Here is a 13,708-nt window from a genome sequence, read left to right as displayed (position 1 = left end):
GCAAGAAAGTCAGGATCTACCGAGCCGCGCCAGCTCGGCCAGCCGCTCGACCGTGCGGGCTTCAGGCGTCCACCCCTGCGATACCAGCAGGGCGGGGTCGCATATCTGTGTCGCGGTCAGGCTGTCCCAGAACGCCCGCCTGCCGAGCGCGGCCACGACCGGCCGTATCAGACCGGCCGGCACAGCCATCAGGCGCTCACGCCGCCCCAAACCTCTGCGAAAGGCGGCGATGATGGCCTCGACGGCGACCGGCGGCACATCTGCGCCGACATAGATCGGGCGAAGCGGTCCGGAATGGCTGAGCAGGTGCGACACTGCTCGCACCGCGGCCTCGGAAGACATCAGCGAGCGGATTCCGGTCAAGGCACCCGTCGGCAGCGGCAGCGGCGTATCGGCAAGGCGCATCAGCGTTGCCAGATTCCCCCTCATGCCGCTTCCATAAACCGGAGGCAGGCGCAACACGGCGGCGTCCGAGCGGCCGTGTAACGCGTAGGCGTCCAAAACCTTGATCTCGCCTTCGCGCTTCGAGCGTCCATAGGCGCATTGTGGGGCAGGAAGCGTGTCCTCGTCGATCGTTGCGCTGACGTGCGCGCCGATCACCGCTCGGATCGAGGAGAGATGGATGAAACGTCCGCTTATCTGGGCGGCCGCGGCATGCGCCAGCCTTGCGCTCAGTTCCACATTGGCCGCTTGGTAATCGGCTTCGGTTGCATTTCCCTGATCATTGTTGAGGCCGGCGCAATGGACGACGTCAGTCATATGCCGGGTCAGTTCCAGGAAGGCGGCGGCCGGCGCATCGAAGCCGGGCATCGGCACAGTCTCGTTCTCCGAACCAAGCCTCTCGGGATGGCGGGAGGCGAGGCGAAGCTCGGCACCGGCTTCGCGAAGGTGGCGCACGACAAGGCGCCCGATGAAACCTGTCGCGCCCGTGACCAGAACCTTCATGGCCTTACCCGAAACAGCTCTTTGGTGGCTGATGGAAGTGCTCGCTCTTCCATCACTGGTGCAAGTGCCTGCTCTTCCAACAAAGGAACATGGCGTCCGGAGGCGAGATATGTTCCGCTCACCAGGAAGACCATCAGCACCGAGTCCAGAATGTCATGGCCGATCAGGATGCCTGTCATTCCGGCCGTCAGATAGGTGATCACCACGACAACAATCATGGTCGCGCCGAACCGCTCGCTCGGATCGTTGCTGTTTCGCAAGACCCGGGCGGCATTTCCAGCGGCAACGATAAAGATCGCCGCCAGCGTCACGGCACCCAGAATTCCCGCTTGCACCAGGGCGGTCAGGAAGCCGTTGTGAAAATGGTTGAAGCCTGTGTCCATCGCGAACTGCTCATGAAAGCCCTGCTTGATCAGATGCTGGGTTGCACCCACACCGTGCCCGAACAGTGGCATGTCATGGAATGCTTTGAGGCCGATCTCCCAAAGCGCAACACGTATTCCCAACGAGGTGTCGTAATTGCCGCCAGCCCCAAGCGCACCCCAATCGGAGCGCAAAAAATCGACCCGCCCGGATATCGCCTGGAAGCTGGAAGCGGCGATCACGACGCCGACCGCTGCCAGCAGCAGCAGCAGGCGAACGGCATTCCTGCCTCTGAGCCTGTGCCGGTTGATCAGCATGACGGCGATGCCGGCGATCAGCAGTGCCAGCCAGACGATACGCGAGCCGGAATAGATGACGGCGATCGTCCCTGCCAGTGCCGCGTAGAAGAGGGGTGTCCGGGCTTGCTCAACACCGGACAAGGCGCCAGCCACACACATCACCACGGCAAGGCACACCACGGTTGCGAAGACGATCGGATTTCCGGCTCCACCCTCGGCCCTGACGCCAATCCAATATTGCTGGATGACGGCCATGAGCAGCGCGGCAAAACAGGCGGCCATGCTGGAAAGCACGATGATGCGGGTAAGCGTGGTTTTCTGAGTGATGCTCCAGGTCGAATAGGACACGGGAAAAAACAGGAAGGTGACGAGCGGGATAAGATGTGGCGCATCCCGGGCGAACGAATTGTTGACGATGGACGCCAGGAGATTGGAGGCGCAGTAGGCATAGATCGCGACCGTCATCCAGATCATGGCCCGGTCGGCGTTGAAGCGCCTTTTCCGTAAAGCAGTCAGCAGGACTGACGAAAGGCCTCCGCCATTGAATACAAAGCTGACCACCGATCCCAGAACCGGTGGAAAAAAGAAGCAAAGGATGGAGAAGTAGTTGTTGATCCGCGAAGGCGTGAATTGCTGTCTCAGGGATGAAAGCCGGGTCAATTTTCGGGCTCGCTGTCTTCGGCTAGTTTCATGCGGCGGATCTTGTTTGGCGAAGTTTAATGCGCTCGCCTCGAAATTGCCCATGATGCACTTGCCCACTTCCCGAAGCTGGTATAGCGGCTGCCCCCCATTTTCGATAGTGTATAGGGCAGATTGCCACCGAAAAGCGGCGGCAGGCGCGGGCCGACCAGAGGAAGTCCCTTGAAAGCCGCAGCTGATCCATTCAAGCAATATTTTCCCCGCGTTTTCTGGGCCGTTGAGCTTGCAGGCAGGAATTTCCGGATTTGCCGGCATCTGTGGAAAATTCATTCTCGAACCATGTGCGGCCGGGTCAGTCCAGCATTGTTCTTGACAATGGCGATCTGCTAGAACGCCGGCACGAGAAAGAACGTCCAGAAACAAGGCTCGAACCGGGCGCGAAGAGCTCGATGATTTGAGGCAAGGTCTTCTGTTGGAAGATACGAAAGAACGCCCACGGCCCATGACAACAGCGCTTACGCATCTTCAGCGGCTTGAAGCCGAGTCCATCCATATATTCCGTGAGGTTGCGGCCGCTTTTGCCAAGCCGGTCATGCTCTATTCGGTTGGCAAGGATTCATCCGTGTTGATGCATCTGGCGATGAAGGCGTTTTATCCCGCCAAGCCGCCGTTCCCCTTTCTTCACGTCGACACGACGTGGAAGTTCCGCGAGATGATCGCCTTTCGCGATCAGATGGCGCAGAAACTCGGCTTCGATCTCCTGGTTCATGTCAATGAAGACGGCGTGCGCGACAACATCAATCCGTTCGACCATGGTTCGAACACCCACACCCATGTCATGAAGACCGTGGCGCTGCGCCAGGCGCTCGACAAATACGGTTTCGATGCGGCCTTTGGCGGCGCTCGTCGCGACGAGGAGAAATCGCGCGCCAAGGAGCGCATCTTTTCCTTCCGCAACGCCCAGCATGTGTGGGATCCGAAGAACCAGCGCCCCGAAATGTGGAAGATATTCAACACCCGCATCGCATCGGGTGAATCGATCCGCGTCTTTCCGCTGTCGAACTGGACCGAACTCGATATCTGGCAGTACATCCTGCAGGAAAGTATCCCGATCGTGCCGCTCTATTTCGCCAAGGAACGACCGGTGGTGGAACGCGACGGCATGCTGATCCTGCGGGACGACGAGCGCATGAAACTGCGCCCCGGCGAGACGGTGGAGAACAGGCTGGTGCGGTTCCGCACGCTTGGCTGCTATCCGCTGACCGGCGCCATCGAATCGGATGCCGACACGCTGGAAGCCATCGTCGGCGAAATGCTGACGGCACGGACGTCCGAACGGCAGGGTCGCCTGATCGACCGCGATGAAGCCGGCTCGATGGAAAAGAAGAAGCGCGAGGGGTACTTTTGACCATGCGCCACATCATGGCAAAGAGCCTCGCTCCCACCGACGGCGTTCGCGACTATCTGGCTGCGCAGGAGAAGAAGTCGCTGCTGCGCTTCCTGACCTGCGGCTCGGTCGATGACGGCAAGTCGACGCTGATCGGGCGCCTGCTGTCCGACACCAAGCAGATTTTCGAGGACCAGCTCGCCGCGCTCGAACGCGATTCGCGCAAGCATGGCACGACGGGCGACGACATCGATTTCGCGCTGCTGGTCGACGGTCTGGAGGCCGAGCGCGAGCAAGGTATCACCATCGACGTCGCTTACCGCTTCTTCGCCACGCCGAAACGCAAATTCATCGTTGCCGACACACCTGGCCACGAGCAATACACCCGCAACATGGCCACCGGCGCCTCGACCGCCGACCTGGCGATCGTGCTGATCGATGCCCGGCAGGGTGTGCTTCGCCAGACAAGGCGGCATTCGATCATCGCCTCGCTGCTCGGCATCCGCCACGTCGTGCTGGCCGTCAACAAGATCGATCTTGTCGATTTCGATCAGGCGGTTTTCGACCGGATCGTCGAAGACTACGGGCAATTCTCGCGCGATCTCGGCTTCCAGACCATTGTGCCGATCCCGATGTCGGCCCGTTATGGCGACAATGTCAGCCGCCGGTCGGAAAGCATGGAATGGTATTCCGGTCCGACGCTGATCGAGCATCTCGAAACCGTGTCGGTCGACGAAGCGATGGTCGAACTGCCGTTTCGTTTCCCTGTCCAGTATGTCAACCGTCCCAATCTCGACTTTCGCGGCTTTGCCGGCACGGTCGCCTCCGGCTCGGTTGCGCCCGGCGACGAGGTCGTTGTCGCCAAGTCCGGCAAATCCTCGCGCGTCAAGCGGATCGTCTCGTATGGCGGCGATCTCGCCCAGGCGGCCGCCGGCCAGGCCGTCACGCTCGTCCTCGATGACGAAGTCGAAATCTCGCGCGGCAACATGCTGGTTTCGCCTGCCGCACGGCCGCAAGTCGCCGACCAGTTCGCCGCCAACATCGTCTGGTTCGACGAGCATGCGTTGCTGCCAGGCCGCTCTTACATCCTGCGCACCGAGACCGACCAGACCAGCGCCACCGTCACCGACCTGAAATATCGGATCAACGTCAATGACTTTGCCCATGAAGCGGCAAAGTCGCTCGACATGAACGAAGTCGGCATCTGCAACATTTCGACGCGGACGCCGATCGCCTTCGATCCCTTCGCCGAAAACCGCACCACCGGCGCCTTCATCCTGATCGACCGCATCTCCAGCGCCACGGTCGGCGCCGGCATGATCCTGCACTCGTTGCGCCGCGCCGAAAACATCCATTGGCAGTCGCTCGATGTCGGCAAGCGCGTGCGCGCCGACATGAAGAACCAGCGGCCCGCCGTGTTCTGGTTCACCGGGCTGTCGGGTTCCGGCAAGTCGACCATCGCCAACCTGTTCGAAAAGAAGCTGTTCGCCACCGGCCGCCACACTTATATCCTGGACGGCGACAACGTCCGTCACGGTCTCAACCGCGATCTTGGCTTCACCGACGCCGATCGCGTCGAGAACATCCGCCGCGTTGCTGAAGTGGCGCGTTTGATGGCCGATGCCGGATTGATCGTCATTGTTTCGTTCATTTCGCCCTTCAGCGCCGAGCGGCGCATGGCACGTGAATTGATGGCCGACGGCGAATTCGTCGAGGTGTATGTCGATACGCCTTTCGAGGAATGCGCCCGGCGTGATCCGAAGGGCCTCTACGCGCGCGCGCTGAATGGCGAGATCAAGAATTTCACCGGCGTCGATTCCCCTTATGAAGCGCCGGAAACCCCGGAGGTCCATCTTCGGACACTCGGCAAGTCGGCCGAAGAGATGGTCGACGCCCTGGAACACTGGCTGAACGAGCGCGACATTGCCGAAGACCAATACGATAGCGGCGGCGGCATCTGACGACAGGCTGATGCTTGAAATCTTCGAGCGCCTGGCCTTGTCGGCCGGGCGCGAGGTGATGCGTGTGTTCCACGCCGGCTGTGCGGTTGACCGTAAGTCCGACGCCTCGCCGGTGACCGAGGCGGACCGCGAGAGCGAAAAGATCATTCTCGCCGGACTGCGTGCCGCATTTCCCGATATCCCCTGCGTGGCCGAGGAAGAAGCTTCCGCCGGCATCGTGCCGCCCGATCTGGACGGGGCTTTTTTTCTGATCGATCCGCTCGATGGGACCAAGGAGTTCGTTAACCGCCGCACCGATTTCACCGTCAACATCGCGCTGGTTCGCGATGGCGTGCCGGAAGTCGGCGTCGTCTTTGCGCCCTGCACGGGCCGCTTCTTTTCCGGCCTGCCGGGCAGGGCGGAATCACTCGAAATCGATGGCGATTACCAGATCGTCGGCCGCCGGCCGATCGCGGCGAGAGCGGCCGCGACGCCGCTGGCCGTCGTCGCCAGTCGGTCTCACAACACACCGGAAACCGAGGCCTATATTCGCGACCTCGGTGCCGCCGAAATCGTTTCGGTCGGTTCGTCCTTGAAGTTCTGCCTTCTCGCCAGTGCCGAGGCTGATGTCTATCCGCGCTTCGGCCGCACCATGGAATGGGACACAGCGGCGGGCGACGCCATCCTGCGCGCCGCCGGCGGCATGACGCGCACGCTGGACGGCCAACCTCTGGTCTATGGCAAGCGCAGGCAAAGCGACGACGAGGATTTTGCCAATCCGCATTTCATTGCCAGCGGCAGGGCGGCGGGCCCCGGCTGAGAAAGGCTCGGCAGCTTACTCTGCCGCGGCCTGCGCCGAATTCGAGCCGATATAGTTGCGGATCGTCTCGATGATGCGGTCCTGGTCGGCTTCGCTGAGATAAGGGTGCATGGGCAGGCACAGGATCCGCTTCGGCAGGTCTTCCGATACGGCAAGGCCGGTCGGCGTGCGCGGGTAGTCGCGATAAGCGACCTGGGCATGCAGCGGCTTCACGTAGTAAATGACAGACGGAATGCCCTTTTCGCCGAGATGCGCCCTCAGCCCGTCGCGCTTGGGCGTCTCGATGGCGTATTGCGCCCAGGCCGAACGGCTGCCGTCCAGATTGCGGGCGGCGGTGACGATGTCGCCAAGCCCTTCGGCATAGCGCTTTGCCACCACCTGGCGGGCGACCATCTCGTCTTCGAGGATTGCCAGCTTCTCGATCAGGATCGCCGCCTGGATCGTGTCGAGGCGTGAATTGATGCCGACGCGGACATTGTCGTACTGCGTCTCGCCCTTGCCATGGAAGGCGAAGGAGCGAAGCTGCTCGGCCAGCGCATCGTCATTGGTGAACATCGCGCCGCCGTCGCCGTAGCAGCCAAGCGGCTTGGCCGGATAGAAGCTGGTCGATCCGACATGGCCGAAAGCACCGCACATCTTGCCGTCGAGCGAACCGCCCATCGACTGGGCGGCATCCTCGATCACCATCAGCCCTTCTCGGCTGGCGATCGCCATGATCGCCTCGTAGTCGGCGGCAAGGCCAAACAGATCGACGGGAATGATTGCCTTCGGCTTCAGCCTTCCTTCCTTGTTGATCATGGCAATGGCCGCTTCGAGGCTGGCAATGTCGATGTTGTAGGTATGTGGGTCGACATCGACGAACACCGGCTCGGCCTTGGCCAGCGCCACCACTTCGGCGGTGGCGGCGAAAGTGAAGCTCGGCACGAACACGGCGTCGCCCGGGCCGACGCCGGCCGCAAACAGCGGCAACAGCAGTGCATCGGTGCCGTTGGCGCAGGCCACGACATGCTTGGTGCCGATATAGGCGGCGAGCTTGTTCTCGAATTCGGTGACTTGCGGGCCAAGAATATAACGGCCTTCGTCGACGACACGGTCGATCGCGGCCTTCAGCCGGTCGCGGATTCGTTCGCGCTGCGCGCCAAGATCGATGAACTGCATGTCGGCCTCAAAACGGGTTAGCCAGATAATCGGCCGCTGGTACCAGAGTTGCGCTTGCCGAGAAAGCCGGGCAGGCGGAGCCCCAAATTGCCCAAGTGTCGCAGTCCGTTACCAGTATTTCCCGGCGAATGTCAGTCAGATGCCGGAAATCCGGGCTTCGTCGGGCGCCATCCCGCCCTTATAGCCCTGTAAAAGAGCCCTGCGAAACATAAAGTGATCGATTGGGCTCAACTTATGTTGAGCGTTGCTCAGGCGATTTCATGTCGCCAGGGTGGATTGGCGCCGGCCCGCGACACGGTCACTGCCGCCGCCTTCGCGCCGAGCGCCAGCGCCTTGTGGATGGCGTCTTTCGACAAGGCGGAAATCGCCGCCTTGGTCAGCAGGCCCTGCTCATGCAAGGAGGCGAGGATGCCGGCGTTGAAGGTATCGCCGGCGCCGACCGTGTCGACCACCTCGACCTTTTCCGGCATGACGGTGACGGCATGTTCCCTGGTATAGCCGACGGCGCCTTCGCTGCCATGGGTGACGACGATCAGCTTCGGGCCTCGGTCCAGCCAGTTGCGGATGACATCCTCGTGCGAGCCGGCTTCGCCGAACCAGTTCAGGTCTTCGTCCGACAATTTCACGATGTCGGCCATCGCCATCATCGCGCGAATGCGCCTGAGGTGCTTGGCCTTGTCCGGTATGAAGTTCGGCCGGATGTTGGGATCGAGCATCATCACTCGACTTTCATGCTCGCGCCGCATGAACTCCTCATAGGCACTGCCGGCGGGCTCCGAAATCAGGCTGATGGCACCAAACAGCATGGCTTCGATCTCGCTGCCAAGCTGCGGCAGGTCGTCGACGGTCAGCATGCGGCCGGCGGTGTTCTCGTCATAGAAAGTGTAGGTCGCCTGGCCGTTGGTGAGCTTGACGAAGGCCAGCGTCGTTGGCCGTGGTGAGGTGTGCGCATAGGTGGAGCTGACCTTGCTTGCCCCCAGCGCATCCCGGAACTGGCCGCCGAACAGATCCGACGACAGGCCCGAAAAGAAGCCTGCCGGCGCGCCGAGCCGGCCAAGCGCGATCGCCGTGTTGAACACCGCGCCGCCGACATAAGGCGCAAAGGCCGGCTCACCCGCTGTCGTCGTGCGCGGCAGCATGTCGATCAGGGCTTCGCCGCAGCAGAGGATCATGGCTTCCTGGTCTCCGGCGGATGGATCACGCCCTTGCGTATGATGATGTTGGCGTAGAGCCGCGGCTCGCTGGTCGCGACGATGGCATGCGCCGATTTGACCCGTGCATAGAAGTCGGCGCCGGCCAGCGCAACCACCTTGCGGTCCGGCGCGCGTTTGGCGCAGATCGCCTCGATCTCATGGTGGACAGGATCGGCAAGCGAGGGATCGCCTTTGACAGAGGCGCGAAACAGCGCCTCTGGAACGGCGTCGTCTACCGGCAGCACGCTCAAGATCGCGTCGAGCACCGGGATGAGATGGTGCCCGTCGGCTCGCACCAGCCGGGTGGCCTGTTGTTCGGCCGGATAGTTTCCGTCGACAAGGGCGATTTCGTCGCCATGGCCCATGGCACGCAACGTGGCCAGAAGCTCCGGACCGAGCAGCGCCGGGATTCCGATCAGCATCAGGCGCTCCTGGAAATCGTCGTCGAGCCGATCAGGAAGCGTTCGGAAAGGGGCAGGCTGGCGCCGCCGAGCGCCCGGGCGTGAATGCCGACGGTTCCCTCGCGAACGGCGGGCAGCTTCAGGCCTTCGCCGTCGATCGTGGCGATTGCCGCGATGATGGCGTCGACCAGCCGGCGGCGCACCGCCTTCGGCATCCAGCCGTCGATCACCGCCGCTTCGAAATCGATGACCGAGGATGCGGCGACGATGGCGTAGGCAAGGGCTTGCGAGGCACTGGCGATCCAGTCGTCGAGTTCGGAGCCGATCTCGCCCCAGTCTTCCGGCGATGTCCACAGATGCGAGGCCTCGACGCCGCGCGCATTGAGCGCCTTTTCGAGCATGGCGATGGACGCCACGTCGATCAGCTGGGCCGGTTTGCCGTCCGGTCCGGGTACGGGCATCGAACCCAGCGCGCCGGCATTGCCGGTCGGGCCGCCAAACAGCCGGCCATTCAGCACGATTCCGCCGCCGGCAAAGGCGCCGATGTAAAAATAGACGAAGTCACGCGCGGCACCCGCCTGGCCGAAGACGAGCTCGGCGCCGCAGGCCGAAGTCGCATCGTTCTGCAAATAGACCGGAAAATCGCATTGCGCCTGGATGTCGGCCCTGATGTCGCGGTGGCGCCATTCGTCCATGACGTCGCGCGGGGCGCCGGCGGTATCGGCCCAGTTCCACAATTCGAACGGCATGGCGATGCCGAGCCCGGCGATGCGCTTGTCCTGTGCAGGCGTCAGCTCGCCGCGCATCTGCCGCATGCCGTTGCTGACGAAGTCTACTGTCTCGCGCGGCGCCGGGTAGCGATAGGAATGCTGCAGCATCGAACGGACATGGCCAAGGAAATCGATCAGCACCAGTTCGGCGCTGCGGCGGCCGATCTTGAGACCGATGAAGAAAGCGCCTTCGGGATTGAGCGCCATCGGGATGGAGGGTTGGCCGATCTTGCCGCGCAACGGCGCCTGGCGCAGCAGAAGGCTTTCTTCCTCCAGCTCGCGCATGATGACCGAAACCGTCTGCGCCGAAAGCCCGGTCATGCGGGCGATGTCGGATTTCGCCAGGCTGCCGTGCTGGCGCACCAACGAGAGCACCAACCGCTCATTGTGGTCGCGCATGCCGCTCTGGTTGGTGCCGCGGTGAATGAGGCTGTCATTCACCTCGGGCGAACCGTGCCTCGCAATGGCGGTTTCCACCCTGTTCCTCCCGTCGTTTCCCCTCAATGCTTTTGGGCCAGAATGGGTGAATGAAGCAAGGCTGTCAATAATAAATAAGAGTGATTTAATTATTGACAGAAGCTTCGGCCTGGTGTCTGTTGAGGCAGCGTCCACGCTGGGAGAATTTCGTTGGATGCGCTGCAGGTGCCGGTTGGCCGGCATCGGAATGGTTCCACTGGGAGGAAATCGTGACCAATACAAAACTGTTGAAATCGACCGTGTTTGCCGCCGCGGCTCTGGGGTTGGTGGCGTTTGCGTCGTCCGCATCCGCGGCCGGTGTCGGTGCCTGTCTGATCACCAAGACCGACACCAATCCCTTCTTCGTCAAGATGAAGGAAGGCGCCACGGCGAAGGCCAAGGAACTCGGCGTCGACCTCAAGACCTACGCCGGCAAGATCGACGGCGACAGCGAGAGCCAGGTCGCGGCGATCGAGAGCTGCATCGCCGACGGCGCCAAGGGCATCCTGATCACTGCATCCGACACCAAGGGCATCGTGCCGACCGTGAAGAAGGCGCGCGATGCCGGCCTGCTGGTGATCGCGCTCGACACGCCGCTCGATCCGATCGACGCCGCCGACGCGACCTTTGCGACGGACAATCTCGAAGCCGGCAAGCTGATCGGTTCCTGGGCAGCCGCCACGCTCGGCGACAAGGCCAAGGACGCCAAGATCGGCTTCCTCGACCTGACGCCTTCGCAGCCGACTGTCGACGTGCTGCGCGACCAGGGCTTCATGATGGGCTACGGCATCGATGTGAAGGATCCCAACAAGATCGGCGATGAGGACGATCCCCGCATCGTCGGCCACGACGTCACCAATGGCAACGAAGAGGGCGGCCGCAAGGCGATGGAGAACCTTCTGCAGAAGGACAACACCATCAACGTCATCCACACCATCAACGAACCGGCCGCTGTCGGCGCCTATCAGGCGCTCAAGGCTGTCGGCCTCGAAAGCCAGGTGTTGATCGTTTCCGTCGACGGCGGCTGCCCCGGCGTGAAGTCGGTGGCCGAAGGTGTCATCGGCGCGACGTCGCAGCAATATCCGTTGCAGATGGCAGCACTCGGCATCGAGGCGATCGCTGCTTTCGCCAAGGACGGAACCAAGCCGAAGCCGACCGAAGGCAAGGACTTCTTCGATACCGGCGTCAACCTGGTGACCGACAAGCCGGCCACCGGCGTGAAGTCCATCGACACCAAGGAAGGCCTCGCCAAATGCTGGGGCTGATGCCGGTCTGACAGGCATCTACCGAACCTGGGCGGTCGGGGCTTGATCCCCGGCCGCTTCGGGTGGACGATGGCTCGCGTGACCGCGAACAATCCCGGCAGCAGACCGGAAAGGCGTGGACTGGCGTCGGCGTTTGGCTGAAGCCTATGGGGAGTAAACATGGCTCAAGCTCAGGAATTCGAGAAGGTTCTCTCGAGCAGCGACACCAGCGTTGCTGCTTTTGACGAGCACAAATCGGCCGTCAAGCGCATCCAGCATTTCCTGCATTCGACGCCGGCCGCGGTGCCGCTGATCGTCCTGGTTCTGGCGATCATCGTTTTCGGCATCACCATCGGTGGCCGGTTCTTTTCGTCCTACACGCTGACGCTTATCCTGCAGCAGATCGCCATTATCGGCATTCTGGGTGCTGCGCAGACGCTGGTCATCCTGACCGCGGGCATCGACCTGTCGATTGGCGTGATCATGGTGATTTCAGCGGTGATCATGGGCAATTGCGCCGTCAGCTACGGTATGCCGAGCGCGCTCGCCGTGGCGATCGGGCTTGCCGCCGGCGCGGCATGCGGGCTGCTTAACGGGGTGCTTGTCGCTTACATGAAGCTGCCGCCCTTCATCGTGACGCTTGGCACCTGGAACATCGTCATGGCCACGAACTTCATCTATTCGGCCAACGAGACGATCCGCGACACCGATGTCGACACCCAGGCGCCGCTGCTGCATCTCTTTGCCATCAGCTTCAAGGTCGGCACGGCGGTGCTGACGCTCGGCGTCATTGCCACGGTCGTGCTCGTGATGATCCTCTGGTACGTGCTAAATCACACGGCATGGGGCCGCCATGTCTACGCCGTTGGCGATGATCAGGAGGCGGCGAAGCTGTCGGGCATCCAGACCAAGAAGGTGCTGATGACGGTCTACACCCTTGCCGGGCTGATCGCCGCTTTCGCTGCCTGGGTCTCCATCGGCCGCAACGGCTCGATCTCGCCGTCGGCTGCCGTCACCGACTACAATCTCCAGGCGATCACCGCGACGGTGATCGGCGGTATTTCCCTGTTCGGCGGACGCGGCTCGATCCTGGGCACGCTGTTCGGCGCGATGATCGTCGGCGTCGTCTCCATGGGCCTCAACATGCTGGGCGCCGATCCGCAATGGAAGGTGCTGCTCACCGGTGTGCTGATCATCGGCGCCGTGGCGGTCGACCAATGGATCAGAAAGGTTTCGGCATGACCATGACCCAGGAACCCATTCTTACCGCGCGTGGCCTGGTCAAGCGCTACGGCCGCGTCACCGCCCTCGACAACGCCGACTTCGACCTCTACCCCGGCGAAATCCTTGCTGTCATCGGTGACAATGGCGCCGGCAAATCGTCGCTCATCAAGGCGATTTCCGGCGCTGCCGTGCCCGATGAAGGCGAGATCCGGCTCGAAGGAAAACCCGTCTCCTTCAAATCGCCGATGGAGGCCCGCGAAGCCGGCATCGAGACCGTCTACCAGAACCTGGCGCTGTCGCCGGCGCTGTCAATCGCCGACAACATGTTCCTTGGCCGCGAAATCCGTAAACCGGGTTTTCTGGGCGATTGGCTTCGCATGCTCGATCGCCCGGCGATGGAAAAGCGCGCCCGCGACAAGCTTACCGAACTTGGCCTGATGACCATCCAGAACATCAGCCAGGCTGTGGAGACGCTCTCGGGCGGCCAAAGGCAGGGCGTTGCCGTGGCGCGTGCGGCCGCCTTTGGCAGTCGTGTGGTGATCATGGACGAGCCGACGGCCGCCCTTGGCGTCAAGGAAAGCCGCCGCGTGCTCGAGTTGATCCTCGACGTCAAGAAGCGCGGCCTCCCGATCGTGCTGATCTCGCATAACATGCCGCATGTCTTCGAAGTGGCCGATCGCATTCACATCCATCGGCTGGGCCGTCGCCTCGCCGTCATCGACCCCAAGCAATATACGATGTCCGACGCCGTCGCCTTCATGACAGGAGCCAAGGCCCCGCCGGAGGCGCTGGCGGCTTGATACATCTCGCCCAAGTGGCTGGCGCATGGCGACAACGGCAAGCACGGAACAGGGATTTGAAGCGCGGCG

12 protein-coding genes are annotated in these 13,708 nt (G+C 62.3%); 6 read left to right on the top strand and 6 right to left on the bottom strand.

Features of this window, described 5'->3' with window-relative positions; all coding sequences use genetic code 11:
* Positions 1–9: 9 nt before the first annotated feature.
* On the bottom strand, positions 10–945 hold the full coding sequence (locus EJ079_RS30380) for an NAD-dependent epimerase/dehydratase family protein (protein WP_127397108.1): 936 nt from the start codon (positions 943–945) through the stop codon (positions 10–12).
* Entirely contained in the window at positions 942–2,267 is a 1,326-nt protein-coding gene (locus EJ079_RS30375; protein ID WP_127397110.1) for an O-antigen ligase, read from the bottom strand. Before EJ079_RS30375 ends, EJ079_RS30380 begins: the two co-directional genes overlap by 4 nt.
* Before the next feature lie 481 nt (positions 2,268–2,748).
* On the opposite strand from EJ079_RS30375, the gene cysD reads away from it, so the two are divergent.
* The 3 genes from cysD to cysQ are packed head-to-tail and all read left to right on the top strand — an operon-like array spanning position 2,749 to position 6,393.
* On the top strand, positions 2,749–3,654 hold the full coding sequence (gene cysD / locus EJ079_RS30370) for a sulfate adenylyltransferase subunit CysD (RefSeq protein WP_027035869.1): 906 nt from the start codon (positions 2,749–2,751) through the stop codon (positions 3,652–3,654).
* Positions 3,655–3,656: 2 nt separating this feature from the next.
* Entirely contained in the window at positions 3,657–5,594 is a 1,938-nt protein-coding gene (gene cysN / locus EJ079_RS30365; protein WP_164873879.1) for a sulfate adenylyltransferase subunit CysN, read from the top strand.
* Between the two features lie 10 nt (positions 5,595–5,604).
* Positions 5,605–6,393, top strand: a complete 789-nt coding sequence (gene cysQ, locus EJ079_RS30360; RefSeq protein WP_164874015.1) for a 3'(2'),5'-bisphosphate nucleotidase CysQ — start codon at positions 5,605–5,607, stop codon at positions 6,391–6,393.
* 15 nt (positions 6,394–6,408) lie between these two features.
* On the opposite strand, the gene EJ079_RS30355 is transcribed toward cysQ, so the two are convergent.
* The 4 genes from EJ079_RS30355 to EJ079_RS30340 form a co-directional block, all read right to left on the bottom strand.
* A complete protein-coding gene (locus EJ079_RS30355; RefSeq protein ID WP_127810963.1) occupies positions 6,409–7,551 on the bottom strand; it encodes a DegT/DnrJ/EryC1/StrS aminotransferase family protein in 1,143 nt (380 codons plus the stop codon).
* 248 nt (positions 7,552–7,799) lie between these two features.
* Entirely contained in the window at positions 7,800–8,723 is a 924-nt protein-coding gene (locus EJ079_RS30350) for a carbohydrate kinase (RefSeq protein ID WP_127810962.1), read from the bottom strand.
* On the bottom strand, positions 8,720–9,166 hold the full coding sequence (locus tag EJ079_RS30345; RefSeq protein WP_127396452.1) for an RbsD/FucU domain-containing protein: 447 nt from the start codon (positions 9,164–9,166) through the stop codon (positions 8,720–8,722). The genes EJ079_RS30350 and EJ079_RS30345 overlap by 4 nt, the downstream gene beginning before the upstream one ends.
* Positions 9,166–10,392: an ROK family transcriptional regulator gene (locus EJ079_RS30340; protein ID WP_127810961.1), complete on the bottom strand. Its 1,227-nt coding sequence runs from the start codon at positions 10,390–10,392 to the stop codon at positions 9,166–9,168. Before EJ079_RS30340 ends, EJ079_RS30345 begins: the two co-directional genes overlap by 1 nt.
* Before the next feature lie 227 nt (positions 10,393–10,619).
* Here EJ079_RS30340 and EJ079_RS30335 point away from each other — a divergent pair, with 227 nt between their 5' ends.
* From EJ079_RS30335 to EJ079_RS30325, 3 genes are all read left to right on the top strand, one after another.
* The gene (locus EJ079_RS30335) at positions 10,620–11,636 is read left to right on the top strand and encodes a sugar ABC transporter substrate-binding protein (RefSeq protein WP_164874014.1); all 1,017 of its coding nucleotides are present in this window, start codon (positions 10,620–10,622) and stop codon (positions 11,634–11,636) included.
* 159 nt (positions 11,637–11,795) lie between these two features.
* Positions 11,796–12,857, top strand: a complete 1,062-nt coding sequence (locus EJ079_RS30330; protein WP_127269995.1) for an ABC transporter permease — start codon at positions 11,796–11,798, stop codon at positions 12,855–12,857.
* Positions 12,833–13,639, top strand: a complete 807-nt coding sequence (locus tag EJ079_RS30325; RefSeq protein WP_245481755.1) for an ATP-binding cassette domain-containing protein — start codon at positions 12,833–12,835, stop codon at positions 13,637–13,639. The genes EJ079_RS30330 and EJ079_RS30325 overlap by 25 nt, the downstream gene beginning before the upstream one ends.
* Positions 13,640–13,708 lie beyond the last annotated feature (69 nt).

Origin of the sequence: Mesorhizobium sp. M7A.F.Ce.TU.012.03.2.1, assembly GCF_004006095.1 — a bacterium.
In the GTDB taxonomy this organism is placed as follows: Bacteria; Pseudomonadota; Alphaproteobacteria; order Rhizobiales; family Rhizobiaceae; genus Mesorhizobium.
This window is presented reverse-complemented; position numbering and strand designations above follow the sequence as displayed.

Coding starts and splice junctions, on each gene's coding strand:
- EJ079_RS30325 (WP_245481755.1), top strand. CDS start 12,833: ATGGATCAGAAAGGTTTCGGCATGACCATGACCCAGGAACCCATTCTT.
- cysQ (WP_164874015.1), top strand. CDS start 5,605: ATGCTTGAAATCTTCGAGCGCCTGGCCTTGTCGGCCGGGCGCGAGGTG.
- EJ079_RS30345 (WP_127396452.1), bottom strand. CDS start 9,166: ATGCTGATCGGAATCCCGGCGCTGCTCGGTCCGGAGCTTCTGGCCACG.
- EJ079_RS30330 (WP_127269995.1), top strand. CDS start 11,796: ATGGCTCAAGCTCAGGAATTCGAGAAGGTTCTCTCGAGCAGCGACACC.
- EJ079_RS30350 (WP_127810962.1), bottom strand. CDS start 8,723: ATGATCCTCTGCTGCGGCGAAGCCCTGATCGACATGCTGCCGCGCACG.
- EJ079_RS30380 (WP_127397108.1), bottom strand. CDS start 945: ATGAAGGTTCTGGTCACGGGCGCGACAGGTTTCATCGGGCGCCTTGTC.
- EJ079_RS30355 (WP_127810963.1), bottom strand. CDS start 7,551: ATGCAGTTCATCGATCTTGGCGCGCAGCGCGAACGAATCCGCGACCGG.
- cysN (WP_164873879.1), top strand. CDS start 3,657: ATGCGCCACATCATGGCAAAGAGCCTCGCTCCCACCGACGGCGTTCGC.
- cysD (WP_027035869.1), top strand. CDS start 2,749: ATGACAACAGCGCTTACGCATCTTCAGCGGCTTGAAGCCGAGTCCATC.